This is a genomic window from Micromonospora sp. CPM1 (genome assembly GCF_023896895.1).
Lineage (GTDB): Bacteria > Actinomycetota > Actinomycetes > Mycobacteriales > Micromonosporaceae > Micromonospora > Micromonospora tulbaghiae.
In genome coordinates, this window is sequence record NZ_JAMHIU010000030.1 from 32,525 (window position 1) to 54,510 (window position 21,986).

The 21,986-nt window shown below is 73.2% G+C and carries 18 protein-coding genes; 9 read left to right on the top strand and 9 right to left on the bottom strand.

Features of this window, described 5'->3' with window-relative positions:
* The first annotated feature begins 45 nt into the window (after positions 1-45).
* The 4 genes from M8C11_RS26965 to M8C11_RS26980 are packed head-to-tail and all read left to right on the top strand — an operon-like array spanning position 46 to position 5,899.
* Positions 46-2,718, top strand: coding sequence for a LuxR family transcriptional regulator (locus M8C11_RS26965; RefSeq protein ID WP_252454146.1), 2,673 nt, complete (start codon positions 46-48; stop codon positions 2,716-2,718).
* A gap of 16 nt (positions 2,719-2,734) precedes the next feature.
* Positions 2,735-4,021: a nicotinate phosphoribosyltransferase gene (locus M8C11_RS26970; protein ID WP_120571413.1), complete on the top strand. Its 1,287-nt coding sequence runs from the start codon at positions 2,735-2,737 to the stop codon at positions 4,019-4,021.
* Between the two features lie 15 nt (positions 4,022-4,036).
* On the top strand, positions 4,037-4,618 hold the full coding sequence (locus M8C11_RS26975; RefSeq protein WP_121683031.1) for an isochorismatase family protein: 582 nt from the start codon (positions 4,037-4,039) through the stop codon (positions 4,616-4,618).
* Between the two features lie 39 nt (positions 4,619-4,657).
* Entirely contained in the window at positions 4,658-5,899 is a 1,242-nt protein-coding gene (locus tag M8C11_RS26980) for an MFS transporter (RefSeq protein ID WP_252454147.1), read from the top strand.
* Positions 5,900-6,297: 398 nt separating this feature from the next.
* On the opposite strand, the gene ctaD is transcribed toward M8C11_RS26980, so the two are convergent.
* Both ctaD and M8C11_RS26990 read right to left on the bottom strand, forming a co-directional pair.
* Entirely contained in the window at positions 6,298-8,055 is a 1,758-nt protein-coding gene (gene ctaD / locus M8C11_RS26985) for a cytochrome c oxidase subunit I (RefSeq protein ID WP_013284349.1), read from the bottom strand.
* Between the two features lie 127 nt (positions 8,056-8,182).
* Positions 8,183-9,289 carry an FAD-dependent monooxygenase gene (locus tag M8C11_RS26990; RefSeq protein WP_252454148.1) on the bottom strand — a complete coding sequence of 369 codons (1,107 nt, stop codon included), beginning with the start codon at positions 9,287-9,289 and terminating at the stop codon, positions 8,183-8,185.
* 330 nt (positions 9,290-9,619) lie between these two features.
* On the opposite strand from M8C11_RS26990, the gene M8C11_RS26995 reads away from it, so the two are divergent.
* Positions 9,620-10,768: a cellulose binding domain-containing protein gene (locus M8C11_RS26995; RefSeq protein ID WP_252454150.1), complete on the top strand. Its 1,149-nt coding sequence runs from the start codon at positions 9,620-9,622 to the stop codon at positions 10,766-10,768.
* Here the strand turns inward: M8C11_RS26995 and M8C11_RS27000 are convergent.
* The gene (locus M8C11_RS27000) at positions 10,714-11,556 is read right to left on the bottom strand and encodes an aldo/keto reductase (protein ID WP_252454152.1); all 843 of its coding nucleotides are present in this window, start codon (positions 11,554-11,556) and stop codon (positions 10,714-10,716) included. The genes M8C11_RS26995 and M8C11_RS27000 overlap by 55 nt on opposite strands.
* A gap of 78 nt (positions 11,557-11,634) precedes the next feature.
* Here M8C11_RS27000 and M8C11_RS27005 point away from each other — a divergent pair, with 78 nt between their 5' ends.
* Positions 11,635-12,669: a DNA polymerase ligase N-terminal domain-containing protein gene (locus M8C11_RS27005; RefSeq protein WP_252454154.1), complete on the top strand. Its 1,035-nt coding sequence runs from the start codon at positions 11,635-11,637 to the stop codon at positions 12,667-12,669.
* An 8-nt stretch (positions 12,670-12,677) separates the two neighbouring features.
* Entirely contained in the window at positions 12,678-13,859 is a 1,182-nt protein-coding gene (locus M8C11_RS27010; RefSeq protein WP_252454156.1) for a threonine synthase, read from the top strand.
* Between the two features lie 34 nt (positions 13,860-13,893).
* On the opposite strand, the gene M8C11_RS27015 is transcribed toward M8C11_RS27010, so the two are convergent.
* Both M8C11_RS27015 and M8C11_RS27020 read right to left on the bottom strand, forming a co-directional pair.
* Positions 13,894-14,286, bottom strand: a complete 393-nt coding sequence (locus M8C11_RS27015) for a cupin domain-containing protein (protein ID WP_013284343.1) — start codon at positions 14,284-14,286, stop codon at positions 13,894-13,896.
* Between the two features lie 250 nt (positions 14,287-14,536).
* Complete coding sequence (locus tag M8C11_RS27020) at positions 14,537-14,941, bottom strand: hypothetical protein (protein WP_252454158.1); 405 nt, start codon at positions 14,939-14,941, stop codon at positions 14,537-14,539.
* Positions 14,942-15,210: 269 nt separating this feature from the next.
* Here M8C11_RS27020 and M8C11_RS27025 point away from each other — a divergent pair, with 269 nt between their 5' ends.
* Positions 15,211-16,227 (top strand): beta family protein, encoded by a 1,017-nt coding sequence (locus M8C11_RS27025; protein ID WP_252454160.1) that lies wholly within the window; start codon positions 15,211-15,213, stop codon positions 16,225-16,227.
* A 2-nt stretch (positions 16,228-16,229) separates the two neighbouring features.
* Here M8C11_RS27025 and M8C11_RS27030 read toward each other — a convergent pair whose 3' ends face one another.
* Complete coding sequence (locus tag M8C11_RS27030; RefSeq protein ID WP_013284340.1) at positions 16,230-16,511, bottom strand: iron-sulfur cluster biosynthesis family protein; 282 nt, start codon at positions 16,509-16,511, stop codon at positions 16,230-16,232.
* A 316-nt stretch (positions 16,512-16,827) separates the two neighbouring features.
* On the opposite strand from M8C11_RS27030, the gene dacB reads away from it, so the two are divergent.
* Positions 16,828-18,411 carry a D-alanyl-D-alanine carboxypeptidase/D-alanyl-D-alanine-endopeptidase gene (dacB, locus tag M8C11_RS27035; RefSeq protein ID WP_252454161.1) on the top strand — a complete coding sequence of 528 codons (1,584 nt, stop codon included), beginning with the start codon at positions 16,828-16,830 and terminating at the stop codon, positions 18,409-18,411.
* Positions 18,412-18,432: 21 nt separating this feature from the next.
* Here dacB and M8C11_RS27040 read toward each other — a convergent pair whose 3' ends face one another.
* The 3 genes from M8C11_RS27040 to M8C11_RS27050 form a co-directional block, all read right to left on the bottom strand.
* Positions 18,433-18,744 (bottom strand): hypothetical protein, encoded by a 312-nt coding sequence (locus M8C11_RS27040; protein WP_013284338.1) that lies wholly within the window; start codon positions 18,742-18,744, stop codon positions 18,433-18,435.
* 87 nt (positions 18,745-18,831) lie between these two features.
* Complete coding sequence (locus M8C11_RS27045; RefSeq protein WP_252454163.1) at positions 18,832-19,737, bottom strand: hypothetical protein; 906 nt, start codon at positions 19,735-19,737, stop codon at positions 18,832-18,834.
* A 125-nt stretch (positions 19,738-19,862) separates the two neighbouring features.
* Positions 19,863-20,387 carry a hypothetical protein gene (locus M8C11_RS27050; RefSeq protein WP_252454165.1) on the bottom strand — a complete coding sequence of 175 codons (525 nt, stop codon included), beginning with the start codon at positions 20,385-20,387 and terminating at the stop codon, positions 19,863-19,865.
* Positions 20,388-21,986 lie beyond the last annotated feature (1,599 nt).

Here is a 21,986-nt window from a genome sequence, read left to right on the forward strand (position 1 = left end):
GTGACGGTGCGGACGCGGACGGAACACGGTCGATATGCTGCATCGATGAGTAGGTGGGAGTTCGTCGGCCGTACTGATGAACTCAACCGTCTGTTGTCGGCGGTCGGCGGCCCGGAGGGGCGCGGGTTGCTCTTCAGCGGCGACGCCGGGGTCGGCAAGAGCCGGCTGCTGCGCGAGGGGGTGGCCGCGCTCTCCCCCGAGCGGTACGCGATCTGGTCCATCGCGGCCAGCGCCACCCCCGCCGCGTTGCCGTTCGGCGGGCTGGTCCAGGTGCTGCCCGCCTCGCAGCCGCAGGGCCTGTCCCCCGCCGGGATCCTGCGCTGGGCCATGGACGTGCTCCAGGAACAGGCCGCCGGCCGGCCCATCGTGCTCGCCATCGACGACGCGCATCTGCTCGACCCGCCCTCGGCGGCGCTCGTGCACCTGGTCGCCCGCTCGGAGAACGCGTACGTCATCGGGACGCTGCGCAACGGCGAACAGGTCCCGCTGCCGATCCGCGCACTCTGGACCGACGACCTGGCCGACCTGGTCGAGCTGGCCCCGCTGTGCCGCAGCGAGACCACCGGGCTGCTCGCCGCCATCCTGGGCGGTCCCGTCGACGCCGGCTCCTCGGACCGGCTGTTCCAGCTCTCCGCGGGCAACCCGCTGCTGCTGCGGGAGCTGGTGCTGGCCGCCGACGACGAGCTGAACCGCAGGTACGGGATCTGGACGTGGACCGGCCGGCTGGAACTGGCGCCCAGCCTCACCGAACTGATCGACACCCGGATCGGCCAGCTCACCCCCGGCGTCCGTGCGGTCGTCGAGCTGGTCGCCTTCGGCGAGCCGCTGGGCCTGCAACTGCTGGAACGCGCGGTCGACCCGGCGGACGTGGAGACCGCCGAGGAACGCGGGCTCATCGCGCTGGTCCACGACGACCGGCGGCTCAACGTCCGCCTGGCGCACCCGCTCTACGGCGAGGTGATGCGCCGGCACTGCCCGGTCAGCCGCACCCGCCGGCTCCAGGCCACCCTGGCCGGGCTGCTCGAACAGGTCGGCAAGCGCCGCCGGGAGGACCTGCTGCGCGTCGCGGTGTGGCGGCTCGACTCGGGTACGGCGCAGGACGTGGCCCTGCTGCTCGAAGCGGCGGTGCAGGCGTTCGGCCGGTACGACGTGCCGCTGGCCACCCGGCTGGCCCGGGCCGCGCTGGAGGCCGGCGGCGGCACGGACGCGGCCGAACTGCTCGCCACCATCCTGATGTTCGGCGACCGGCCGGACGAGGCGCTCGGCGTGCTCGACCAGGTCGCCGGTGAGATCCACGACGAACGGCGGCGCAGCCGGTGGCTGACCGTCCGGGGCATGGTCAGCTACTGGGGACTCAACCGCGAGTCCACTGTGGAGGAGATCGCCGCGCGCGGCGAGGAGCTGAGCGACCCCGCCGACCGCGCCCGCGTACGCGCCTTCGAGGCCATCATGCGGCTGCACCGGCTCGACGTCGACGTCGCGGTCCGGCTGGCCCAGGAGGTGCTGGACCGGCCCGCCGCCCCGATGGCAGCGCGGGAGCTGGCCCGCTGCACACTCGCCCACCTGCAGGCCGCGCAGGGGCAATACCAGCTCAGTGCCACCGCGATCGCCCGGGTGCAGGCCGAGGCCGCGTGCTGGCGGGCCGACATGCCCTACCTCCAGCTCGCCATGGAACTGGCCCGGGGCACCCGGCTGACGCTCTCCGGCGACCTGCCCGGCATCGACGCGATCGTCGCCGACGAGTTCGCCGACCTGGCCGGGGCCGGCGACTTCCGGCTCGGCACCGGCTACCTGGCCATCCTCCAGGCGTACGCGGCGCGGCTGCGCGGGCGCGGCGACGACGCGCTGCGGACCAGCCTGGAGGCGTGCGCGGTGCTCGCCACCAGCCGGGTGTACGCGGGCCTCGCGCACGCCGAGCGCGCCCAGGCCGCCGCGCTGCGCGGCGACGCGACGCACGCGGCCGAGGCGATGGCCGAGGCGGACCGGACGCACGCGCCCGGGATGGCCGTGCTCTACCCGTGGCTGGAGCAGGCCCGGGGCGCGGTCCAGGCCGCCACGGGTGACCTGCCGGCCGCGACCAAACACCTGTGCGCGCTCGCCGACCGGCTGCGCGAGGACGGCCTGGCCGGGCACGAGCTGCTCGTCCTGCTCGACCTGGTCCGGCTGGACCAGGCCGCCGCGCCGGTCGGCCCGACCTGCACCGACGGTGGCCGGCGCACCGTGGCGCAGCGCCTGGCCGAACTCTCCGAGCAGGTCGACGGCGTGCTGCCGCCCCTCGTCGCCCGGTTCGGCCGGGCCGCAGTCGACGGCTCCCCGGACGCGCTGCTCGCCGTCGCCGACGGCTTCGCCGACCGGGAACTGACCGTGTACGCGGCCGAGGCGACCGCCCTGGCGCTGCACCGGACACGACACGTCCGGGGCGGCGCCACCGGGCCGATCCGGGAACGCCTGGCCGATCTGCTGCGCCGCTGCGACGAGATCTCCACCCCGGCGCTGCGGCTGCTGCGCCCCACGCTCAGCGAACGGGAGTGGGAGATCGCCCGCCTCGCCGCGGACGGCGTGACCAGCCGCGCCATCGCCGAACGGCTGTTCCTGTCCACGCGCACGGTGGAGAACCACCTCCAGCGCGTCTACAGCAAACTCGGCGTCGCCGGGCGCGGCGAGTTGCGGGCCGCACTGCGGTCCATGCCGGGGCACGACGGCGCGGACCCGGGCTGAACTCTAGGCTGGGGCGGTGAGCACCCTTCGTCCCGCGCTGCTGACCGACCACTACGAGCTGACCATGGTCAGCGCGGCCCTGCGTGACGGCACGGCCGACCGACGCTGCGTCTTCGAGGTGTTCAGCCGGCGGCTGCCGGCCGGGCGCCGGTACGGCGTGGTCGCCGGGACCGGCCGGCTGATCGAGATGATCCGCGACTTCCGGTTCGACCCGGCGGAGATCGACTTCCTGCGCCGTACCGGAGTGGTGGACGAGCCGGCCGCGCAGTGGCTGGCCGACTACCGGTTCACCGGCGACATCGACGGCTACGCCGAGGGCGAGCTGTTCTTCCCCGGCTCCCCGATCCTCACCGTGTCGGGCACGTTCGCCGAGTGCGTGGTGCTGGAGACGCTCGTGCTGTCGGTGCTCAACCACGACTGCGCGGTCGCCGCCGCCGCGGCCCGGATGGTCACCGCCGCCCGGGGCCGGGCGCTGATCGAGATGGGCTCCCGCCGGGCGCACGAGGAGGCCGCCGTCGCCGCGGCGCGGTCCGCGTACCTGGCCGGGTTCCGGTTCACCTCCAACCTGGCCGCCGGGCAGCGCTACGGCATCCCCACCGCGGGCACCGCCGCGCACGCCTTCACGCTGCTGCACGACGACGAGCGGGCCGCGTTCGCCTCCCAGGTCGCCACGCTGGGCAAGGACACCACGCTGCTCGTCGACACGTACGACATCGCCCAGGGCATCCGCAACGCCATCGCGGTGGCCGGGCCGGAGCTGCGGGCGGTCCGGATCGACTCCGGCGACCTCGCGGTGATCGCCCAGCAGTCCCGCGAGCTGCTCGACTCGCTCGGCGCCACCGAGACGAAGATCATCGTCTCCGGCGACCTCGACGAGTACGCCATCGCCGCGCTCGCCGCCGAACCGGTGGACATGTACGGCGCCGGCACCGCCGTGGTGACCGGCTCCGGGGCGCCCACCGCCGGCCTGGTCTACAAGCTGGTCGAGGTGGAGGGGCGGCCGGTGGTCAAGCGCTCCGAGCACAAGGCCACCATCGGCGGCCGGAAGGTCGCGGTCCGCCGGCACAAGCCGACCGGCACCGCCACCGAGGAGGTCATCGTGCCGCAGGGCGTGCCGGACCGGCAGCCCAACGACCGGTTGCTCCAGCACTCGTACGTGGTGTCCGGCGAGCCGGAGACGCTGCCCACGCTGGAGGAGTCCCGGGACCACCTGCGCCAGTGCCTGATCTCCATCCCATGGGAGGGGCTCAAGCTCTCCGCCGGGGATCCGGCCGTACCGGTGACCGTCGTACCCGCGAGCTGAGGAGGAACCCGTCAGATGGCGAACGCCCTGATCATCGTGGACGTGCAGAACGACTTCTGTGAGGGCGGCTCCCTCGCGGTCGGTGGCGGAGCCGGCGTGGCCGCCGGCATCTCCCGGCTGCTCGCCGCCGAGCCGGACCGGTGGGACCACGTGGTCGCGACGAAGGACTACCACGTCGACCCGGGCGCGCACTTCGGCGACCCGCCGGACTACGTCGACTCCTGGCCCCGGCACTGCGTGGTCGGCACCTCCGGTTCCGAGTTCCACCCCGAACTGGCGACCGACCGGGTGGAGACGATCTTCCACAAGGGCGAGCACGCGGCCGCGTACTCCGGTTTCGAGGGGCACGCCCCCGACGGCGAGTGCCTGGCCGACTGGCTGCGCCGGCACGACGTGGACCGGGTCGACGTGGTCGGCATCGCCACCGACCACTGCGTGCGCGCCACCGCCCTGGACGCCGCCCGGGAGGGCTTCCGGACCACGGTGCTGCTCGACCTGACCGCCGCTGTCGCGCCGGACACGCTCGACGTGGCGCTGCGGGCGCTCGACGGCGCCGGGGTGACCATGGTGGGCGAGCCTGTGATCAGGACCGCTTGACCGGGTAATCGGTTGCGGGTGTCGTACCCCGGCCCCAGGATGGCGCCGGAGGTACGGTCCGTCGTGAATCTGAAGCCTTACCGGGAAGCGCTCGCGCTGCCCGGTCTCCGATCGTTGCTGCTGGTGTCGGTGCTGGCCCGTGTGCCGCTGACCGCCACCGGGGTGACGCTCACCTTCTACGTGGTGCTCGACCTGGGCCGCGGCTACGGCGCCGCCGGCCTGGTCGGCGCCGCGTCCACGATCGGCGCGGCACTCGGCGCCCCGCTGCTCGGTCGGCTCATCGACCGCCGAGGGCTGCGGCCGGTCCTGGTGCTCACCACCGTCGCCGAGGCGCTGTTCTGGTCCGCCGCGCCCACGCTGCCGTACCCGGTGCTGCTCCCCGCCGCGTTCCTCGCCGGGCTGCTCGCCCTGCCGATCTTCTCGATGGTCCGCCAGTCGATCGCCGCGCTCGTGCCGGTCGAGAAGCGCCGCCCCGCGTACGCGCTGGACTCGATGGCGGTGGAGTTGTCGTTCATGGTCGGCCCGGCGCTCGCCGTGGCCCTGGCCACCGCCGTCACGCCGCGCCTGACCCTCTGGGCGGTCGGCGCCGGGATCGTCGCCTCCGGCATCTGCTTCTGGCTGCTCAACCCGCCGATCCGGGCCGCCGACGAGCCCGCCGGGCCGCCGCGCCCGGTGCACCGCCGCGAGTGGCTCACCCCGCGCCTGCTCGCCGTACTGGCGGTCAGTCTCGCCGCCACGCTGGTGCTCGGCGGCACCGACGTCGCGGTGGTCGCCGTGCTCCGGTCCGGTGGCGAGGTCGGCTGGACCGGCGCCGTGCTGGCCGCCTGGGCGGTCGCGTCGCTGGCAGGTGGCTTCGCCTACGGCGCGGTACGCCGCTCGTTCTCCCCGCTGGCACTGATGGCCGCGCTGAGCCTCACCACCATCCCGGTCGGGCTGGGCGGGTCGCACTGGTGGCTGCTCTGCCTCGCGCTGATCCCGGCCGGTGCGCTCTGCGCCCCCACCATCGCGTCCACCTCCGACGCGGTCAGCCGACTGGCCCCGCCCTCGGTCCGGGGCCTGGCCATGGGCCTGCACGGCTCGGCCGTGACAGTGGGCATCGCGCTCGGCGCACCGCTGGCCGGCGCGGTGATCGACGCGACGGCGCCCGTGTGGGGCTTCGTGGTCACTGGCGCGATCGGCGCGCTGGTGGCGCTGGCGGTGCTCCCGATCGAGCTGCGCCACCGCCGCACCCCGGTCGACGCCCCGCCCGTGGACCCCGACCTGGCCCTCGCCTCCCGCTGACCCCCGCCCGGCGTGATCAAGGAGTCCGTGTCCTCCCGAGGCGGGGCGAAGCCAGTACGGGGAAGTGGCTAGGTCCACGCACCCCGGACACCACCACTCCCCCGAGCTGGCTTCGCGCGACGGCCCCGGCCGGAACCCCACGCTCCCGGAAGTTGACCAAGGAGTTGACGTCCCCTCAGTCAGGCCAAGACGACCCAAACCCCTTGATCACCGGAGCGCCCGAGGCGGGGCGAAACCAGAACGGGGAAGTGGCTAGGTCCACGCACCCCGGACACCACCACTTCCCCGAACTGGTGCCGCGCCCCCGCCCTCACCGGGGACAGGGCAGGGCGGGAGGGGAAAAGGGCGGGCGCCGCGCCCCCGTTAGGGAGTGCGGCGCCCGGCCTTGAACTGGTGCGTCAGCGCTGGTCGAGGTTGCCTGCGGTGTCCTCCTGGTAGCTGGCGCCACCGTTGACCTCGCTGGTCAGCGGCTTGGCACCACCCTCGGGCGGACCGGCCAGGCTCTGACCGGCGGCCAGCTCGGGGAACTTCGCGTCGAACGCCGGCCGCTCGGAGCGGATGCGCGGCATGCGGTCGAAGTTGCGCAGCGGGGGCGGGGAGCTGGTGGCCCACTCGAGCGAGTTGCCGTGGCCCCACGGGTCGTCGACCTCGACGACCGGGCCGGTCTTGTACGACTTCCAGCAGTTCCAGATGAACGGCAGCGTCGAGATACCGGTGATGAACGCGCCGATCGTGGAGATCGTGTTCAGCGTGGTGAAGCCGTCGGCGGCCTGGTAGTCGGCGTACCGGCGCGGCATGCCCTCGTTGCCCAGCCAGTGCTGCACCAGGAACGTGGTGTGGAAGCCGATCATGGTCAGCCAGAAGTGGATCTTGCCGAGCCGCTCGTCGAGCATCCGGCCGAACATCTTCGGGAACCAGAAGTAGATGCCGGCGAACACGGCGAACACGATCGTGCCGAAGAGCACGTAGTGGAAGTGCGCCACCACGAAGTACGAGTCGTGCAGGTGGAAGTCGAGCGGCGGGCTGGCCAGCAGCACACCGGTGAGACCACCGAAGAGGAAGGTCACCAGGAAGCCGATGGAGAACAGCATCGGCGTCTCGAACGTGATCTGGCCCCGCCACATGGTGCCGATCCAGTTGAAGAACTTCATACCGGTGGGCACGGCGATCAGGTAGCTCAGGAAGCTGAAGAACGGCAGCAGCACCTGGCCGGTGGCGAACATGTGGTGCGCCCAGACGCTCATCGACAGGGCGGCGATGGCGATGGTGGCGGCCACCAGGCCCTTGTAGCCGAAGATCGGCTTCCGGGAGAACACCGGGATGATCTCGCTGATGATGCCGAAGAACGGCAGCGCGATGATGTACACCTCGGGGTGACCGAAGAACCAGAACAGGTGCTGCCACAGCATCGGCCCGCCGGTCGCCGGGTCGTACACGTGGGCGCCCATCAGGCGGTCCGCGGCGAGCGCGAACAGCGCGGCGGCCAGCAGCGGGAAGACCAGGATCGCCAGCAGGCTGGTGACCAGCATGTTCCAGGTGAAGATCGGCATCCGGAACATGGTCATGCCGGGCGCGCGCAGGGTCAGGATCGTGGTGATCAGGTTGACCGCGCCGAGGATCGTGCCCAGACCGGAGATGGCCAGACCGACGACCCACATGTTGGCGCCAACGCCCGGGGCGTGGTCGGCGGTGCTCAGCGGCGTGTACGCGGTCCAGCCGAAGTCGGCCGCGCCGCCCGGGGCGATGAAGCCCGCGGTGGCGAGCGTGCCGCCGAACAGGTACAGCCAGTAGGCGAACGCGTTGAGGCGGGGGAACGACACGTCCGGCGCGCCGATCTGCAGCGGCACCACGTAGTTCGCGAAGGCGAACACGATCGGCGTCGCGAAGAACAGCAGCATGATCGTGCCGTGCATCGTGAAGAGCTGGTTGTACTGCTCGGGCGACAGGAACTGCAGGCCCGGTCGCGCGAGTTCGGCGCGCATGATCAGGGCCATCAGGCCACCGATCATGAAGAACACGAACGCGGTGACCATGTACATGATCCCGATCTGCTTCGCGTCCGTGGTGCGCAGCAGCCGCGCGATGGCCGACCCCTTGACCGGCTCGCGGACCGGCCAGGGCCGGGTCACGACCGGCTTGGGTGCGACGGTGGTCACGAGTGGCCTCCGGTTCTGGTTGTCCCGCTCGGCGCGCTGGTCATCGGCGCAGCCGTCATCCGCAAGGAGGATAGTCCCCGGTAGGTGGCCCCGCCGCGTGGGGTGGGCGGCTACGATCTCCCGCCCTTCAGAGGGGGCCGGTCAGGAGCCGGTAGTGCTCCCGGAAGATCCGCCCGCCGCGTCCGCGCAGCAACGGGTCGCGCAGCGCCGGCGGGACGTCGCGGGTGCGGTTGCGGTCCCGGGTCCGGTCCCGCACCCAGCGGGTACGCGGGCGGCGACGGCTCTCGTACGCGATCAGCGCGGCGTCGACGCTGCCGGCGGCCCGCAGCGACTCGGCGAGCACGACGGCGTCCTCCAGCGCCATGGCCGCGCCCTGGGACAGGGTCGGCGCGGTGGCGTGAGCGGCATCACCGACGAGCAGCACCCGGCCGTGGAACCAGCGTCCCAGCTCGACCTCCTCGGTGCGCTCGACGGACACGGTCTCCAGCGCGGCCAGCACCTCGGGCACCGGCCCGCCGTAGGAGCCGAACAGTTCGTGCAGGCGGGCGAGCGGGTCGGCGGGCAGGTCGGTGCCGGCCTCGTCGGCGTAGCAGTAGAGCCTCCCGGCGCCGAGCGGCACCACCAGGAACCCGGCCCGCTGGCCGAGCAGGGCGGTCCAGTCCGCGATGCGGGGGCCGCCGCGCACCAGGGCGCGGTAGACCACCTGCCCGGCGGGGCGTGGCGGTCCGCCGAGCGCGGCGAGCGTCCGTACCGCCGAGCGGGGCCCGTCGGCGCCGACGACCAGGTCGTACTCGCTGCTGGTGCCGTCGGTGAAGCCGACGGCGACCCGGCCGGGCAGCGGGTCGACTGTGCTCACCTCGGCGCCGTGGCGCACCGCGCCGCCGGCGCCGGTGAGCAGCACCCGGTGCAGTTCGGCCCGGGGCAGCGCCCGGCACTCCCCCACACCGGCCCAGAGCGCGTCGAGGTCGACCTCGCACAGCGGCGCTCCGGCGGCGTCGAGGAAGCGCTGGCGGCGGATCACCTGGCCGAGCGGGCGCAGCGGCCCGTCCAGGTCGAGCCGGCGCATCGCGCGGGCGGCGTTGCCCGGCAGGTAGAGGCCGGAGTCGATCGACTCGGTGGGTGGCAGCCGCTCGGTGACGTCGGGCCGGAACCCCGCCAGGCGCAGCGCCCGGGCCACGGCGAGGCCGGCGATGCCCGCGCCGACGACGAGGATGCGCAGGGGGGAACCACCCATCACGGGGTACGCCTCCGGAGGGGGATCGGAACGCGTTGGAGGCAAGACATTACTCGCCGCAACCAGGTGGCGGAAGTGCCCGTGCGCCCCGGCGCGGGACGCCGGTCGGCGGCGCACCCCGTCCCACCGGCAGGAATCCCGCCTCCATCTGGGGGAAGGGGACGCTCGCGGCGACCCCTGGCGCCACCGGCCGGACGCGGAGCGTTAACGAGCCCGGCGCATTTGCGCAATGATTCGAGGCATGTAAATGTATTCCTTGCATCGTGGGAGCGCTCCCGCCCGTACCACCGACCGAACCGGCGCCGTCCCCGCGCCGAGCCAAGGAGCATCATGAAGCGTCCACTCAGGGCCCTCGCGGCGGCCGGACTGCTCGCCGCCGGCACCCTCGTCGCCGTCGCGCTCGGCGGCACCGCCTCCGCCGACACCCAGATCTGCGAGCAGTACGGCTCGACCACCATCGGCGGCAAGTACGTGGTGCAGAACAACCGCTGGGGCACCACCGCCCAGCAGTGCATCAACGTCACCTCGACCGGCTTCTCCATCACCCGGGCGGACGGCTCCGCGCCGACCAACGGGGCGCCGGTCGCGTACCCGTCGATCTTCGTGGGCTGCCACTACACCAACTGCTCACCCGGCACGAACCTGCCGGTGCAGGTGAAGAACATCAGCAGCGCGCCGTCCAGCATCAGCTACAACTACGTCAGCGGCGCGATCTTCAACGCGTCGTACGACATCTGGCTCGACCCGTCGCCCAAGCGCGACGGCGTGAACCAGATGGAGATCATGATCTGGCTCAACCGGCAGGGCTCGATCCAGCCCATCGGCTCGCCGGTCGGCACCGCCAGCATCGCGGGCCGCACCTGGGAGGTCTGGCGCGGCAGCAACGGCTCCAACAACGTCATCTCGTACCTGTCGCCGTCGGCCATCCCCAGCCTCAGCTTCGACGCGCTGGCGTTCATCAACGACACCCGTAACCGGGGTGCGATCACCAACGACTGGTATCTGACCAGCATCCAGGCCGGTTTCGAGCCGTGGCAGGGCGGCGTCGGGCTGGCGGTGAACTCGTTCTCGCAGAGCGTCAACACCGGCTCGAACCCGCCGCCCACGTCGGCACCGCCGACCACGTCGGCCCCGACCACGCCCCCGCCGTCGGGCGGCGCGTCCTGCACCGTCACCTACAAGGCGGCGAACGTGTGGAACAACGGCTTCACCGCCGACGTGACGGTCAAGAACACCGGCTCCGGCACGATCAACGGCTGGACGCTGAACTACAACCTGCCCTCCGGGCAGACCGTCACCAACGCGTGGAACGCCACTGTCAGCCAGAGCGGCTCGGCGGTGACCGCCCGCAACGCCAGCTACAACGGCACGCTGGCGCCCGGGGCGTCGACCAGCTTCGGCTACCAGGCGACGCTGAACGGCAGCTACTCCGCGCCGAGCAGCTTCACGCTCAACGGCTCCACCTGCGCCCGGGGCTGACCACCGCACACGGCGAGGGCGTCGATGTCGCGCATCTCCTCGGCGGTGAGCGAGAACCCGAACACGTCGACGTTGGCCCGGATCCGCTCCGGCGTGACCGACTTCGGGATGACGATGATCTCGTGGTCGATGTGCCAGCGCAGCACCACCTGGGCCGGCGACACGTCGTGCGCCTGGGCGATCCGGACCAGCACCGGGTCGGACAGGTCGCTGGTCTTGAACGGGCTGTACCCCTCCAGCGCCACGCCCCGGTCCCGGTGCGCGGCGTACGTCTGCCTGTCGTACAGCGACGGGCTCCACCGGATCTGGTTGACCGCCGGCGTCTCCTCGGTGGCCTGGATCAGCTCGTCGATCTGCCCGATCGAGTAGTTGCTCACGCCGACCGTGCGCGCCATGTTCTCGTCCCGCGCGGCGAGCATCTCCCGCCACACCGGGATGCTGTCGCCCGGCGCGGACGGCGGCCAGTGCACCAGCCACAGGTCGACGTAGTCGGTGTCCAGGGCGGCCAGGCTGGCCTCGATGGTCTCCCGCTCCCGGCCCACCCGGTCCGGCGGCAGCTTGGTGGTGATGAAGACGTCCTCGCGGCGCAGCCCGCTCTCCCTGACCGCCCGCCCGACCTCCTTCTCGTTGCCGTACATGGTGGCCGTGTCGATGTGCCGGTAGCCGGCGTCCAGCGCGGCGAGCACCGCCTGGAACCCGGCCTCGCCGGTGGCCTGCCACGTGCCGAAGCCGAGCAGCGGGATCCGGACGTCGCCGGTGAGCGGGAGGGTGGGCTGGTCGCTGTCCATGTCCCCCGTTCTACCCCGGTTCGCCGCACACACACCGGCATCCCGGCGCGCACGGCGGGTCTGGGGGAGGATGCGGGGATGGCGGACCGGCTGGAGGAGTACCGGCGGAAACGGGACGCCGCGCGTACGCCGGAACCGGTGCCCGAGCGGGCTGCCGGGCGGAAGCGGTCCGCGCGGCGCGCGCCCCGCTTCGTCATCCAGCAGCACCACGCCCGCAGCCTGCACTGGGACCTGCGGCTGGAGCACGACGGCGTGCTGGCCTCCTGGGCGGTGCCGCGCGGCCTGCCCCGCGACCCGGGCCGCAACCACCTGGCCGTGCACACCGAGGACCACCCGATGGAGTACCTGACGTTCCACGGGGAGATCCCCGCCGGGGAGTACGGCGGCGGGCGGATGACCGTGCACGACACCGGCACCTACCGCGCGGAGAAGTGGCGCGACGACGAGGTGATCGTGGTGCTCGACGGCGAGCGCACGAAGGGCCGGTACGTGCTGTTCGCCACCGGCGGCCGGGGCCGGGACTGGATGATCAGGCGCACCGACCCGGCGCCGGAGGGCTGGACGCCGATGCCCGAGCTGGTCCGCCCGATGCGGCCCGCCGACGGCGGGCGGCTGCCGCGCGACGCCGCCGCCTGGGGGTACGAGCTGCGCTGGGCGGGCGTGCGCGCGATGGCGTACGTCTCGGGCGGCCGGCTGCGGCTGCTCGACGGCGACGACACGGAGATCACCGGGGAGTATCCGTGGGCGCGGGCGATGGCCGAGGCGCTGGCCCCGGCCGAGGCGGTGCTCGACGGCGTGCTGGTGCGGATCGACCCGGCCGGGCGGGTCCGTCCGCCGACCCGGCGCGACGGGCAGTTCCTCGCCGTCGACCTGCTCTGGCTGGAGGGCGTGTCCAGCCTCGACGTGCCGTACGCGCAACGCCGTGACCTGCTCGACGGTCTGGCGCTCGCCGGTCCGCACTGGCAGACTCCGCCGTGGTTCCCGGGAGTCGGTGCGGACGCCCTGCGGGCCGCCCGTGAGCAGGGGCTCCCGGGAGTGGTGGCGAAACGCCTCGACTCCCCGTACGAGCCGGGCCGGCGCAGCCGGCACTGGCTGAGCATCGACGCGAGCTGAGGACCACCGTGCACCTGACGCACCTGGAGTGCCCGCGCTGCGGCCGTGAACACCCGGCCGACGTGTTGCAGAACCTGTGCGGCTGCGGCTCGCCGCTGCTGGCCCGCTACGACCTCGCCGCAGTGGCCGCCACGGTCGCCCCGGAGCAGTTCGGGCTGCGCCCGGCCGACCTGTGGCGCTACCGGGAGCTGCTGCCGGTGGCCGACCCCCGGTTCGTCACCACGCTGGGCGAGGGCTGGACGCCGATGTGGCGCGCGCCCGCGTACGGGCACGAGATCGGCATCGCGGACCTGATCGTCAAGGACGAGGGGCTGACCCCGACCGGGTCGTTCAAGGCGCGCGGCGCGTCGGTGGGCGTGAGCCGGGCCCGGGAGCTGGGCGTGCGGCGGATCGCCATGCCCACGAACGGCAACGCCGGCGCGGCCTGGGCCACGTACGCGGCGCGGGCCGGGATGGGCGCGACCATCGCCATGCCGCTGGCCGCGCCGACCATCTGTCGCGAGGAGTGCCTGGCCGCCGGCGCCGACCTGCGGCTGATCGACGGCCTGATCAACGACGCGGGCCGGGAGATCGCCGAGCTGATCGCCGGGTCGGACGGCGGGATCTTCGACGCCGGCACGCTGCGCGAGCCGTACCGCCTGGAGGGCAAGAAGACCATGGGGTACGAGATCGTCGAGCAGCTCGGCTGGCAGGTGCCCGACGTGATCGTCTATCCCACCGGCGGGGGCGTCGGGCTGATCGGCATCCACAAGGCGCTGCACGAGCTGCGCGAGCTGGGCTGGGTGGAGGACCGGCTGCCCCGGCTGGTCGCGGTGCAGTCCACCGGGTGCGCGCCGATCGTGCGGGCGTTCGCGGCCGGCGAGGACCGCGCCACCCCGTGGGAGGACGCGCGCACCGTCGCGTTCGGCATCACGGTGCCCGCCCCGCTCGGCGACGAGCTGATCCTGTCGGCGCTGCGGGACAGCGCCGGCACCGCGATCGCTGTGGACGACGCGGAGATCCTCACCGACCTGCGCGACTTCGCCGCCCGGGAGGGGCTGTTGCTCTGCCCGGAGGGCGCGGCCTGCCTGACCGCGGCCCGGCACCTGCGCGCGGGCGGGTGGATCCGGCCGGGTGAGCGCGTGGTGGTGCTCAACACCGGAGCCGGCGTCAAGTATCCGGGCCTGGTGCACAGCGGGGCGCCCGTGTGACAGGCGAGGTCGTGGCGCCCCGCTCGACCGGAGGTCAGGAGGTGGGCGGCTCGTCCTCGCCCGCCTCCTCGGCGGCGTCCGCCTCCTCCTTCGTCTTGTGCACCGCGCCGTCGGCGTGCTCGGGCGGGCCGTAGACCGTGTAGAGCACCAGCGGGTTCGGCCCGGTGTTGACGAAGTTGTGCTTCGTGCCGGCCGGCACGACCACCAGGTCGCCGGAGACGACCTCCTTCTTCTCCCCGGCCACCCGCGCCTCGCCGGTGCCGCTGACGAACGTGAGGATCTGGTCGATGCCCTCGTGGACCTCCTCGCCGATCTCGCCGCCCGGCGGAATGGTCATGATGACCAGCTGGGTGTGCTCCCCGGTCCAGAGCACGCGGCGGAAGTCGGGACTCTTCTCGGCGACTGTCGCGATCGTGAAATGCTCCATGGCCCGCTCATACCCCGATCACGCGCCCGCCACGCCGGGAGTCGCAGATGGTGGAATTCCCCACGCCGATCCGGTTTGGATGCCCTCGGAAGGGGCATGTGCTGCCGACAAGACCGGCGCACTGCTGGGCCGGTCGAGCCAGGTCCCCGCCGGCGTACCGCCGTACGGCTGCGGTGGTGGGAGACGGCCGGAGCGCGGCGACGTTACGACCGGAGGTCGTGCGGCGCCGTGCGCTCGTCTGCGGGTCCGGTCAGGCCAGCACGGCCAGGTGGAACGGGCGGTCCGCGTGCCCGCTCGTGCCGTGCGTCTCGACGAACACCGCGTTGGCGATGCCCGAGCGCGGCGCCACCGTGATGACACCCTGCGGGACCAGCCCGTTGGCCGTCGCGGGGCCGACCGTCCCGACGTACGCCGCTCCGGCCACGTCCTGGTCGAACGCGACCTGGTACATCCCGACGGCGAGCCGGGTGGCCGAGGTGGCGCCGAGGCCGCGGACGAGCCTTCCGTTGGCGTCGACCACGGCGAACAGCATGCGCGCGGTGGCCGGCAGCCCGACCGGCGAACACGAGTTGATCTCGGTGTCGGCGCGCGCGGCCTCCCGCATGCTCGGGATCGGCTGGCCGGTGGTTTCCCTCCTTGCTCTACGGCTGGGCATGGTGATCCTCTCTCCCGCCGGTTACGCCGGCCGGAGGCGTTCGTACGCTTCCGGGCGATCGTCGGCGATCACCCTCGATGATTCCGACGCTATGTCGGCGCACCGCCCGGCAACCACCCGAAGAACTGTCCGATCAAGGACATTGGACGGCTCTGAGCTGCGGAAACGTCTACCTGATCATCGATTGACCGCGGGTTGGGGCGGCCGCTCGTCACACCGGAGCCGCCCGGAAGTCATGACGCAGCGCAATCATCTGGCTACATTGAAGTATGGTGCAGCCGCTCCGAGGTCGACCGCCGGTCTACCGCCCGGTGCTGGCCGCACGGCGCGGAGAGCTGGAGGCGCTGACCCGGCTCGACGACACCTCGACCGCGCTGCTCGCACCGGTCCTCGACGTCCCGGCCGACACACCGTCCATCGTGGACGCCCTGAGACGCCTTCCGGCCGGGCTGCTGCCCGCCGTCGACGTGTCGGCCCTGCCGGACGCCACCGAACACGACCCGGTCCGCTGGGGCGTACCGCTGGTGCCGGTGATCGGTCTCGCGGACAGCGACCGGCGGCTGGCCGCGCACGGCGCGGCGGCCCGGGCCTGGGCGCACCACGCGGTCGTCCGGCTGCGCCTCGGCCCGGACCGGGCCGGGCCGGACGCCGCCACGGCGGCGGCGGAACGGGTGTGGCGGGTGACGGGTCTGCTGCCCGAGCAGTGCGACCTGCTGCTCGATGCCGGGGACGTGTGCTGCCGGGCCGACGTCCGGCTGGCCGAGCCACGGATCCGGCGTGCGGCGCAGTGGGCCCGGCGGCACGCCTGGCGATCGGTGACGACGGCGGCCGGTGGGATGCCGCCGGCCCTGTCCCGGCTGCCGGTGGACGAACCGGTCCGCGTGGACCGCTACGACTGGTCGCTCTGGCGGCGTCTGGCCGACCTGCGCCTCGGGTACGGCGACTACGGCGTGGGCTGCGCGGTGCGGGACGCGGACGAGCCCGGCGACCGGACACCGACGCTGCGCTGGGCCGCCGACGACGCGTGGTGGGTCTACCGCTGGTCGCGGCGGGGCGGGCGGGGCGACGAGCGGTTCGCCGACCTGTGCCGCACGCTCACCGCCGCGCCGCACTGGTCGCCGGCCGGGGCCGGCTTCTCCTGGGGCGACCACGAGATCGTCCGGCGGGCCCGGCGGGGCGCCGGCGCGGGCTCACCGGCCAACTGGATCGCGTGGAGCACGTCGCACCACCTGGCGCACGTGCTGGCCGCGCTGGTCCGGCCGGAACCGGACCAGCGCGCCGGCTGAACTCACTCCTTCTCGGTGAAGCCGAACTGGACCACGCCCTCCTCGTCGACCATCGCGTCCACCGACGTGTCGTTGAGCAGCTCGGCCGCGTCCGAGTCGAGGAAGATGCGCGCACCCTCGGTGTCCACCACCTGGTCGCCCTGCACCGGCTGCGGCACCAGCTCGATCGAGAGCGAACCGGCGTCGGTGTCGGCGGCGATGCGCAGCCCACCCGCGTCGGCGACGTCCTGCTGGGCGGCGAGGTCACGGATCACCAGGACGGCGTTGTCGGTCATGGTCAGCATGGCTGAACTCCTCATGGCTGGGTGTCGGGTTTCGCGGGCGACACGGCCCACGCGGTCGGCTCGCGACCCGGAAGCGGGCGAGACACCATCTCGCCGCACTGGAAGCAGGGCTGTTGCACGGCCCTCACCCCCACCGTGCCCGCTGCCCGGTCATCCGTCAAACGGAACCCGATGATCGGCCGCTCCTCGGTGAGCAGGAGTTTTCCCCGGCCCGAAGCGGGAACACCGCGGGTTTGCGGCACCCCCGCCGGTGGCCGCAAATAACCTTTCACTCCGGAGTCTTTTCCGCAGGAAATCTCCGTGGCAGCATCTTCCCATGCATCGTCGCCTATTTCCCCGGGCACTCGCGGTGCTGGCGCTGGTCGCCACCGCGGCCGCCGCCGGCACCACCACCGCCACGGCCGAAGCGCCCACCCCGGCGCAGACCCGGCTGAACGCCACAATCGACGCGGTCCTCGCCGACAGCCGTCTCGACGGGGCGCAGGCGGGCGTGGTCGTCGTCGACACCGCCACCGGCCGCACGCTCTACGACCGCAACGGCACCCGGCGGCTCATCCCCGCCTCCAACACCAAGCTGTTCACCTCGGCGGCGGCGATGGAACTGCTCGGACCGGGTCACCGCTTCACCACCGAGGTGAGCGCCGACGGGCCGCGCCGCGCCGGGATCCTCTCCAGCGACCTCTACCTGCGCGGCGGCGGCGACCCCACCATCCTCGCCGCCGACTACGACCGGCTCGCCGAGCAGGTCGCCGCGGCGGGCGTACGCGTGGTCGCGGGCGACCTGGTCGCCGACGACACCCGGTACGACAAGGGCCGGCTCGGTCCGGACTGGACCTGGGACGACGAGCCCTACTACTACGCCGCCCAGGTGTCGGCGCTGACGGTCGCCCCGGACACCGACTACGACGCCGGCACCGTGATCGTGCACGCCGCCCCGGGCACCCGGGCCGGCACCCGGCCGAAGATCACCATGACCCCGGACAACGGTTGGCTGCGGATCGACAACCGGGCCGAGACGGTCGCCGACGGCGAGACCACCATCTCCTTCGAACGTGAGCACGGCGGCAACACGGTGGTCGTCACCGGCCAGATCGCGGTCGGCCAGGCCGCCGAGAGCGACTGGGTGACCGTGTGGGAGCCGACCGGGTACGCCGCCGACGTGTTCCGCTCCGCGCTGCGCCGCCACGGCGTACGGGTGCTCGGCCGGACCGTGCTCGGCACCGCCACCCCTGATACCGCCAAGCCGCTCGCCCGGCACGACTCGATGCCGCTGGCCGACCTGATGGTGCCGTTCCTCAAGCTCTCCAACAACGGGCACGCCGAGGTGCTCACCAAGGAACTGGGCCGGCAGCTCTCCGGATCCGGCACCTGGGCCGCCGGGCTGTCCGCGATCAGCGGGTACGTGGGCGACGCCGGCGTGGACACCGGCACGCTGCGCCAGCGCGACGGGTCCGGGCTGTCCCGGCGCAACCTCGTCCCGCCGGCCCAGTTCGTCACGCTGCTCTCGGCGGTCCGCGCCGAACCGTGGTTCGACACCTGGTACGCCGCGCTGCCGGTGGCCGGCAACCCGGACCGGTTCGTGGGCGGGACGCTGCGCAGCCGGATGGGCGGCACCGCCGCCGCGAACAACGTGCACGCCAAGACCGGCAGCCTGACCGGCGCGTCGGCGCTCTCCGGCTACGTCACCGACGCCAACGGGCGGCTGCTCGCCTTCTCGATCGTGCTGAACAACTACCTCACCTCGTCGGTGAAGGGGCTGGAGGACCAGATCGCGATCGCGCTCGCCTCGTACACCGAGAAGGAGACGGCGACCGCCCGGCGGACCGTGCCCGCCGCGCCCGAGTCGCCGCGCGTACCGGAGGGGCGGGAGTGCTCCTGGGTGAAGCCCGCGCTCTGCTGACCGGCCCGGCCGCCCCGGTGCTCAGGCGCCGGGGCGGTACGGACGCGGGTCGGCCGCGGGGTCACCGCGCTCGACCAGCGCGTCGATCTCGGCCGACGGCAGTCCGCGCAGCGTGAGCACCCGGCGGCCCCACACGTGCAGCCGGCACGGGTGCGGGCTGGCGTCGTTGCGGCAGATCGTCCCGCCCGACCAGGCCCGCGGCGCGTGCACCACCACCGCCCGCACCGCGAACTGGACGTCCTCGACCGTGACGTACGGCGGCATCGGGATCTCGCGCAGCACGTCACAGTCGGTGCGCGGACGGGCGGGGGCGACGGGGGCAGGGCCGGTCATCGGTCGGGCCTCCACAGAGGATGGTCGGACGGGACATCCGAAACGTACGACGCCCCGCCCGGCACGCGACGGACAAACTGTCCCCGCTCAGCGCAACGCCACCGCCTGGAGGCTCACGTTGCCGCAGTCGCCCAGCGACTCCTCCACCGTCCAGTTCAGCAGCAGCTTCGCGCCGCGCGGGGCGCGGAACCTGACCGTGAACTCGGTGGTGAGCGCGGTGTGCGGGTCCTCCATCCGGAGCGTGGTCACCGGGCCGCCGCCGGAGACACGCACGTCGAGGCGGCCACGGGCCATCCAGAGCCCGGCGTACAGACGCACCGTGCGCTGCTGCCCGTCGGCGGCCACCGACAGGTTGAACCCGCTGCCCCGGTGACAGGTGTAGACGCCGGTCATGGTTCCGCTCGCCGACGCGACCGGGTTGCCGTCACGCCAGGCGTACGCCTCGGGGTTGTTCTTGAAGCTCTCCCGCCGCCCCCGGCCGCCCTCGTCGCGGATCTCGCCGGAGCCACCCCGCTTGCGGACCGTCCGGTCCGCGCCGGTCAGGCCCCAGTGGACCCAGTCGGTGGGGCCGGCGGCGGTGAGGTCCACGGTGGCGGGCACCTCGGCGCGGGTCACGGCGACGGTCGGCGGCGGCGCGGGCGTCGGTGACGGCGACGGCGTGGACGGCGTCGGACTCGGCGACGGTGGCCTCTGCCGGGGACGCAGCCCCGGATTGACCACTGTGTCGTCGGCCTCGTTCGGCAGCCCGACCCGGCCGGGCGGCGCCACCGGCACTCCGGCGTGCTCCTCGCCAGGCGTGTCGTGCCGTTCGACGCCGAGGTAGACCGCCAGCATCGCCAGGCAGAGGAACGCGGCCAGCCCTTCCAGCACCAGCCGCCGCCGGCGGCGCAGTCGGCGCAACGCGGACCGGGTACGCGGAAGGCCGTGCCGGTGCGAGCCGGGGCCGGTACGCGGACGGTCCTCCTGGCCCACCACACCCTCCACTTCGGTCACGACACCGCTGGATACGACAGGTGTGCGACGGGCTTCACGGTGTCACCGCACGGCCCTTTGCGCCATATGTCGAGTGACGGGCGTTTCCAGTTCGTTACCTGACGACCGCTCGCCGGACCGGTCGCTCAGCTTACCGTGATCGCCTGCAACGCCACCCCGTCGTTCTGCCCGCCGGTCACCGTCAGGGCGTGCCACCTGATCAGCAACCGCTCCCCCGGGGCCGCCCGGAAGCGGATGACGTACTGGTAGAAGCGGTCGCCCGCGGCGAGGGCGACCTCGCGGACGGCGGGATCGCCACCGCTTGACAGCGACAGGTCGAGCCGCGCACCGGCCGAGAACGTGCCGACGAACAACCGGACCGTCCGCAGATCCCCGCTCCCGGCAACCCCGAGCGTGAAGCTCTTCCCGGCGCCGCGCTGGAAGACACCCGCCCGGGTGCCGTCCTGACGCGCCGTCGGTGTGCCGTCGGTCCACCGGAGATCACAGGCGCCCGCGTTGTGCTCCAGCCGCTCGCCGCCCGGGTCCTGGATCTCGCCGGTACCGCTCGCCTTGCGGTGGAAGCTGTCCGCGCCGGCGCCGCCCCAGTGCCGCCAGTCCCGCGTACCGAGCGCGGTGAGCGACAGCGCCCCCGGCAACGGTGCCAGGTCCACGTCGAGCAGCGGTACGCCGGGTGCGACCGGGTCGCCGGTGGCCGGCGACTGATCGCTCGGTGCTTGGTCGCTCGATGGCTGCCCGCTCGGGGCTTGCTCGTTCGGGCCTTGGTTGTTCGGGGCTTGGTTGTTTGGCGATTGCTCGTTCGGGGCTTGGTTGTTTGGGGCTTGCCCGCCGGGTGCCTGTTCGCTTGGTGCTGCCACCGGCGCGGTTCCCCCGGTCAGCGGGGGTTGCGTGGGTGACCGGACCGCGTATGCCAGCGCCGCCACCAGCCCGGTCAGCGTGATTGCCGTCAGCACGGCGCGCCGGCGCCGACGGCGGGCCCGTGCGGTGGCGACCCGGGTGGCCGGGGCATCGGGCGGGGGTCGCAGCGGGCCGGCGATCGGGGCGAGGATCCGGCTCAGCCGGGTCTTCGCCGCCCGGGTTGCGGAGCGCAGCCGGACGCCGAGCCCACCGGTCAGGCCGGTCAGGCCGGTCAGACGTGCCCGGAGACTCTCCCGGGCGGAGTGACGACCCGGTCTCGCCTCCGCACCCGTCTCTTGCAGCGGCCCGAGGTCGACCGGATCGCCCGGCTTGTGGGCGGTGACCGGCCGGGCCGGCGACGGACCGGACAGGTGCAGGCCGATCGGGGCCGGCCCGACCAGCGGAACCCGGCCGTCGGGCAGACTCGGACGCGGCTCGGGCACCGGCGCGGACGTCCCGGAGGCGAGCGGGCCTGGGTCGAGCGCCCCCGGCGCGAGCGAGCCCGGGGCGGGCGGCGCCGGCGCGAGCGAGCCGGGTGCGACGGGATCAGCCGGGAATGCGCCGGGCCCGAGGGGATCGGGTGCGACGGTAGCCGCCCCCAGGGGGTCGTGCGCTACGGGACCAGCCGCGAGTGCGCCTGCGGCGGGGAGATCGTGGTTCGCCGGGCCGGAATTGCGCGGAGGCGGCCAGACAGCGGTACCGGGCGGTTCCAGGTTCCCCGCAGGCACCAGATCGTCCAGATCGGCCGGTTGACGGTCCGCGTTCCGGCGGGTCACCGTGCGGGGCACGGTGGGATCGGTGTCACCGGGCAGGCGACGTGGACCTGCGGGCCGCTCCGGGGCGTCGGCCGGTTCGTCCGGCGTGGGCAGCCAGCCCCCGACTCGGATCCCGCTCCGTGCGACGTCGTCCTCAGCCACCGACCCTCCCTCGGCCACCGGCGGCGAGCGGCCCGCCCCGTGGCTCGCCGTAGGGAGAATGACACAGACCGCGATCTTGCAGAAGGCATCAGCCCTCGCAATTCCCACGCCCCAAGCGGCTCCGAGCCGCCCCGCGGAAGAGATCTTGGAAGAATCGCGCCCCCAGAGGGGCCACCCCGTACCAAGATCTCCCCAGCCCTCGCGCGACGGACGCACCCACCCCAGCCCAGCCCGGCCCGGCCTCGTCGATCATGAGGTTAGCGGCGACAAACCGGACACCAAACACCGCCAACTTCATGATCGCCCAGGCTCAGCGGCCCCCACCCCCGCCGGCTGGGCGCGCCGAGCGCGCCCCGCGTCAGCCCGCCCTGGACAGCTCCGTCGATCATGAAGTTGGCGGCGACAAATCGGACGCCGAACGCCGCTAACTTCATGATC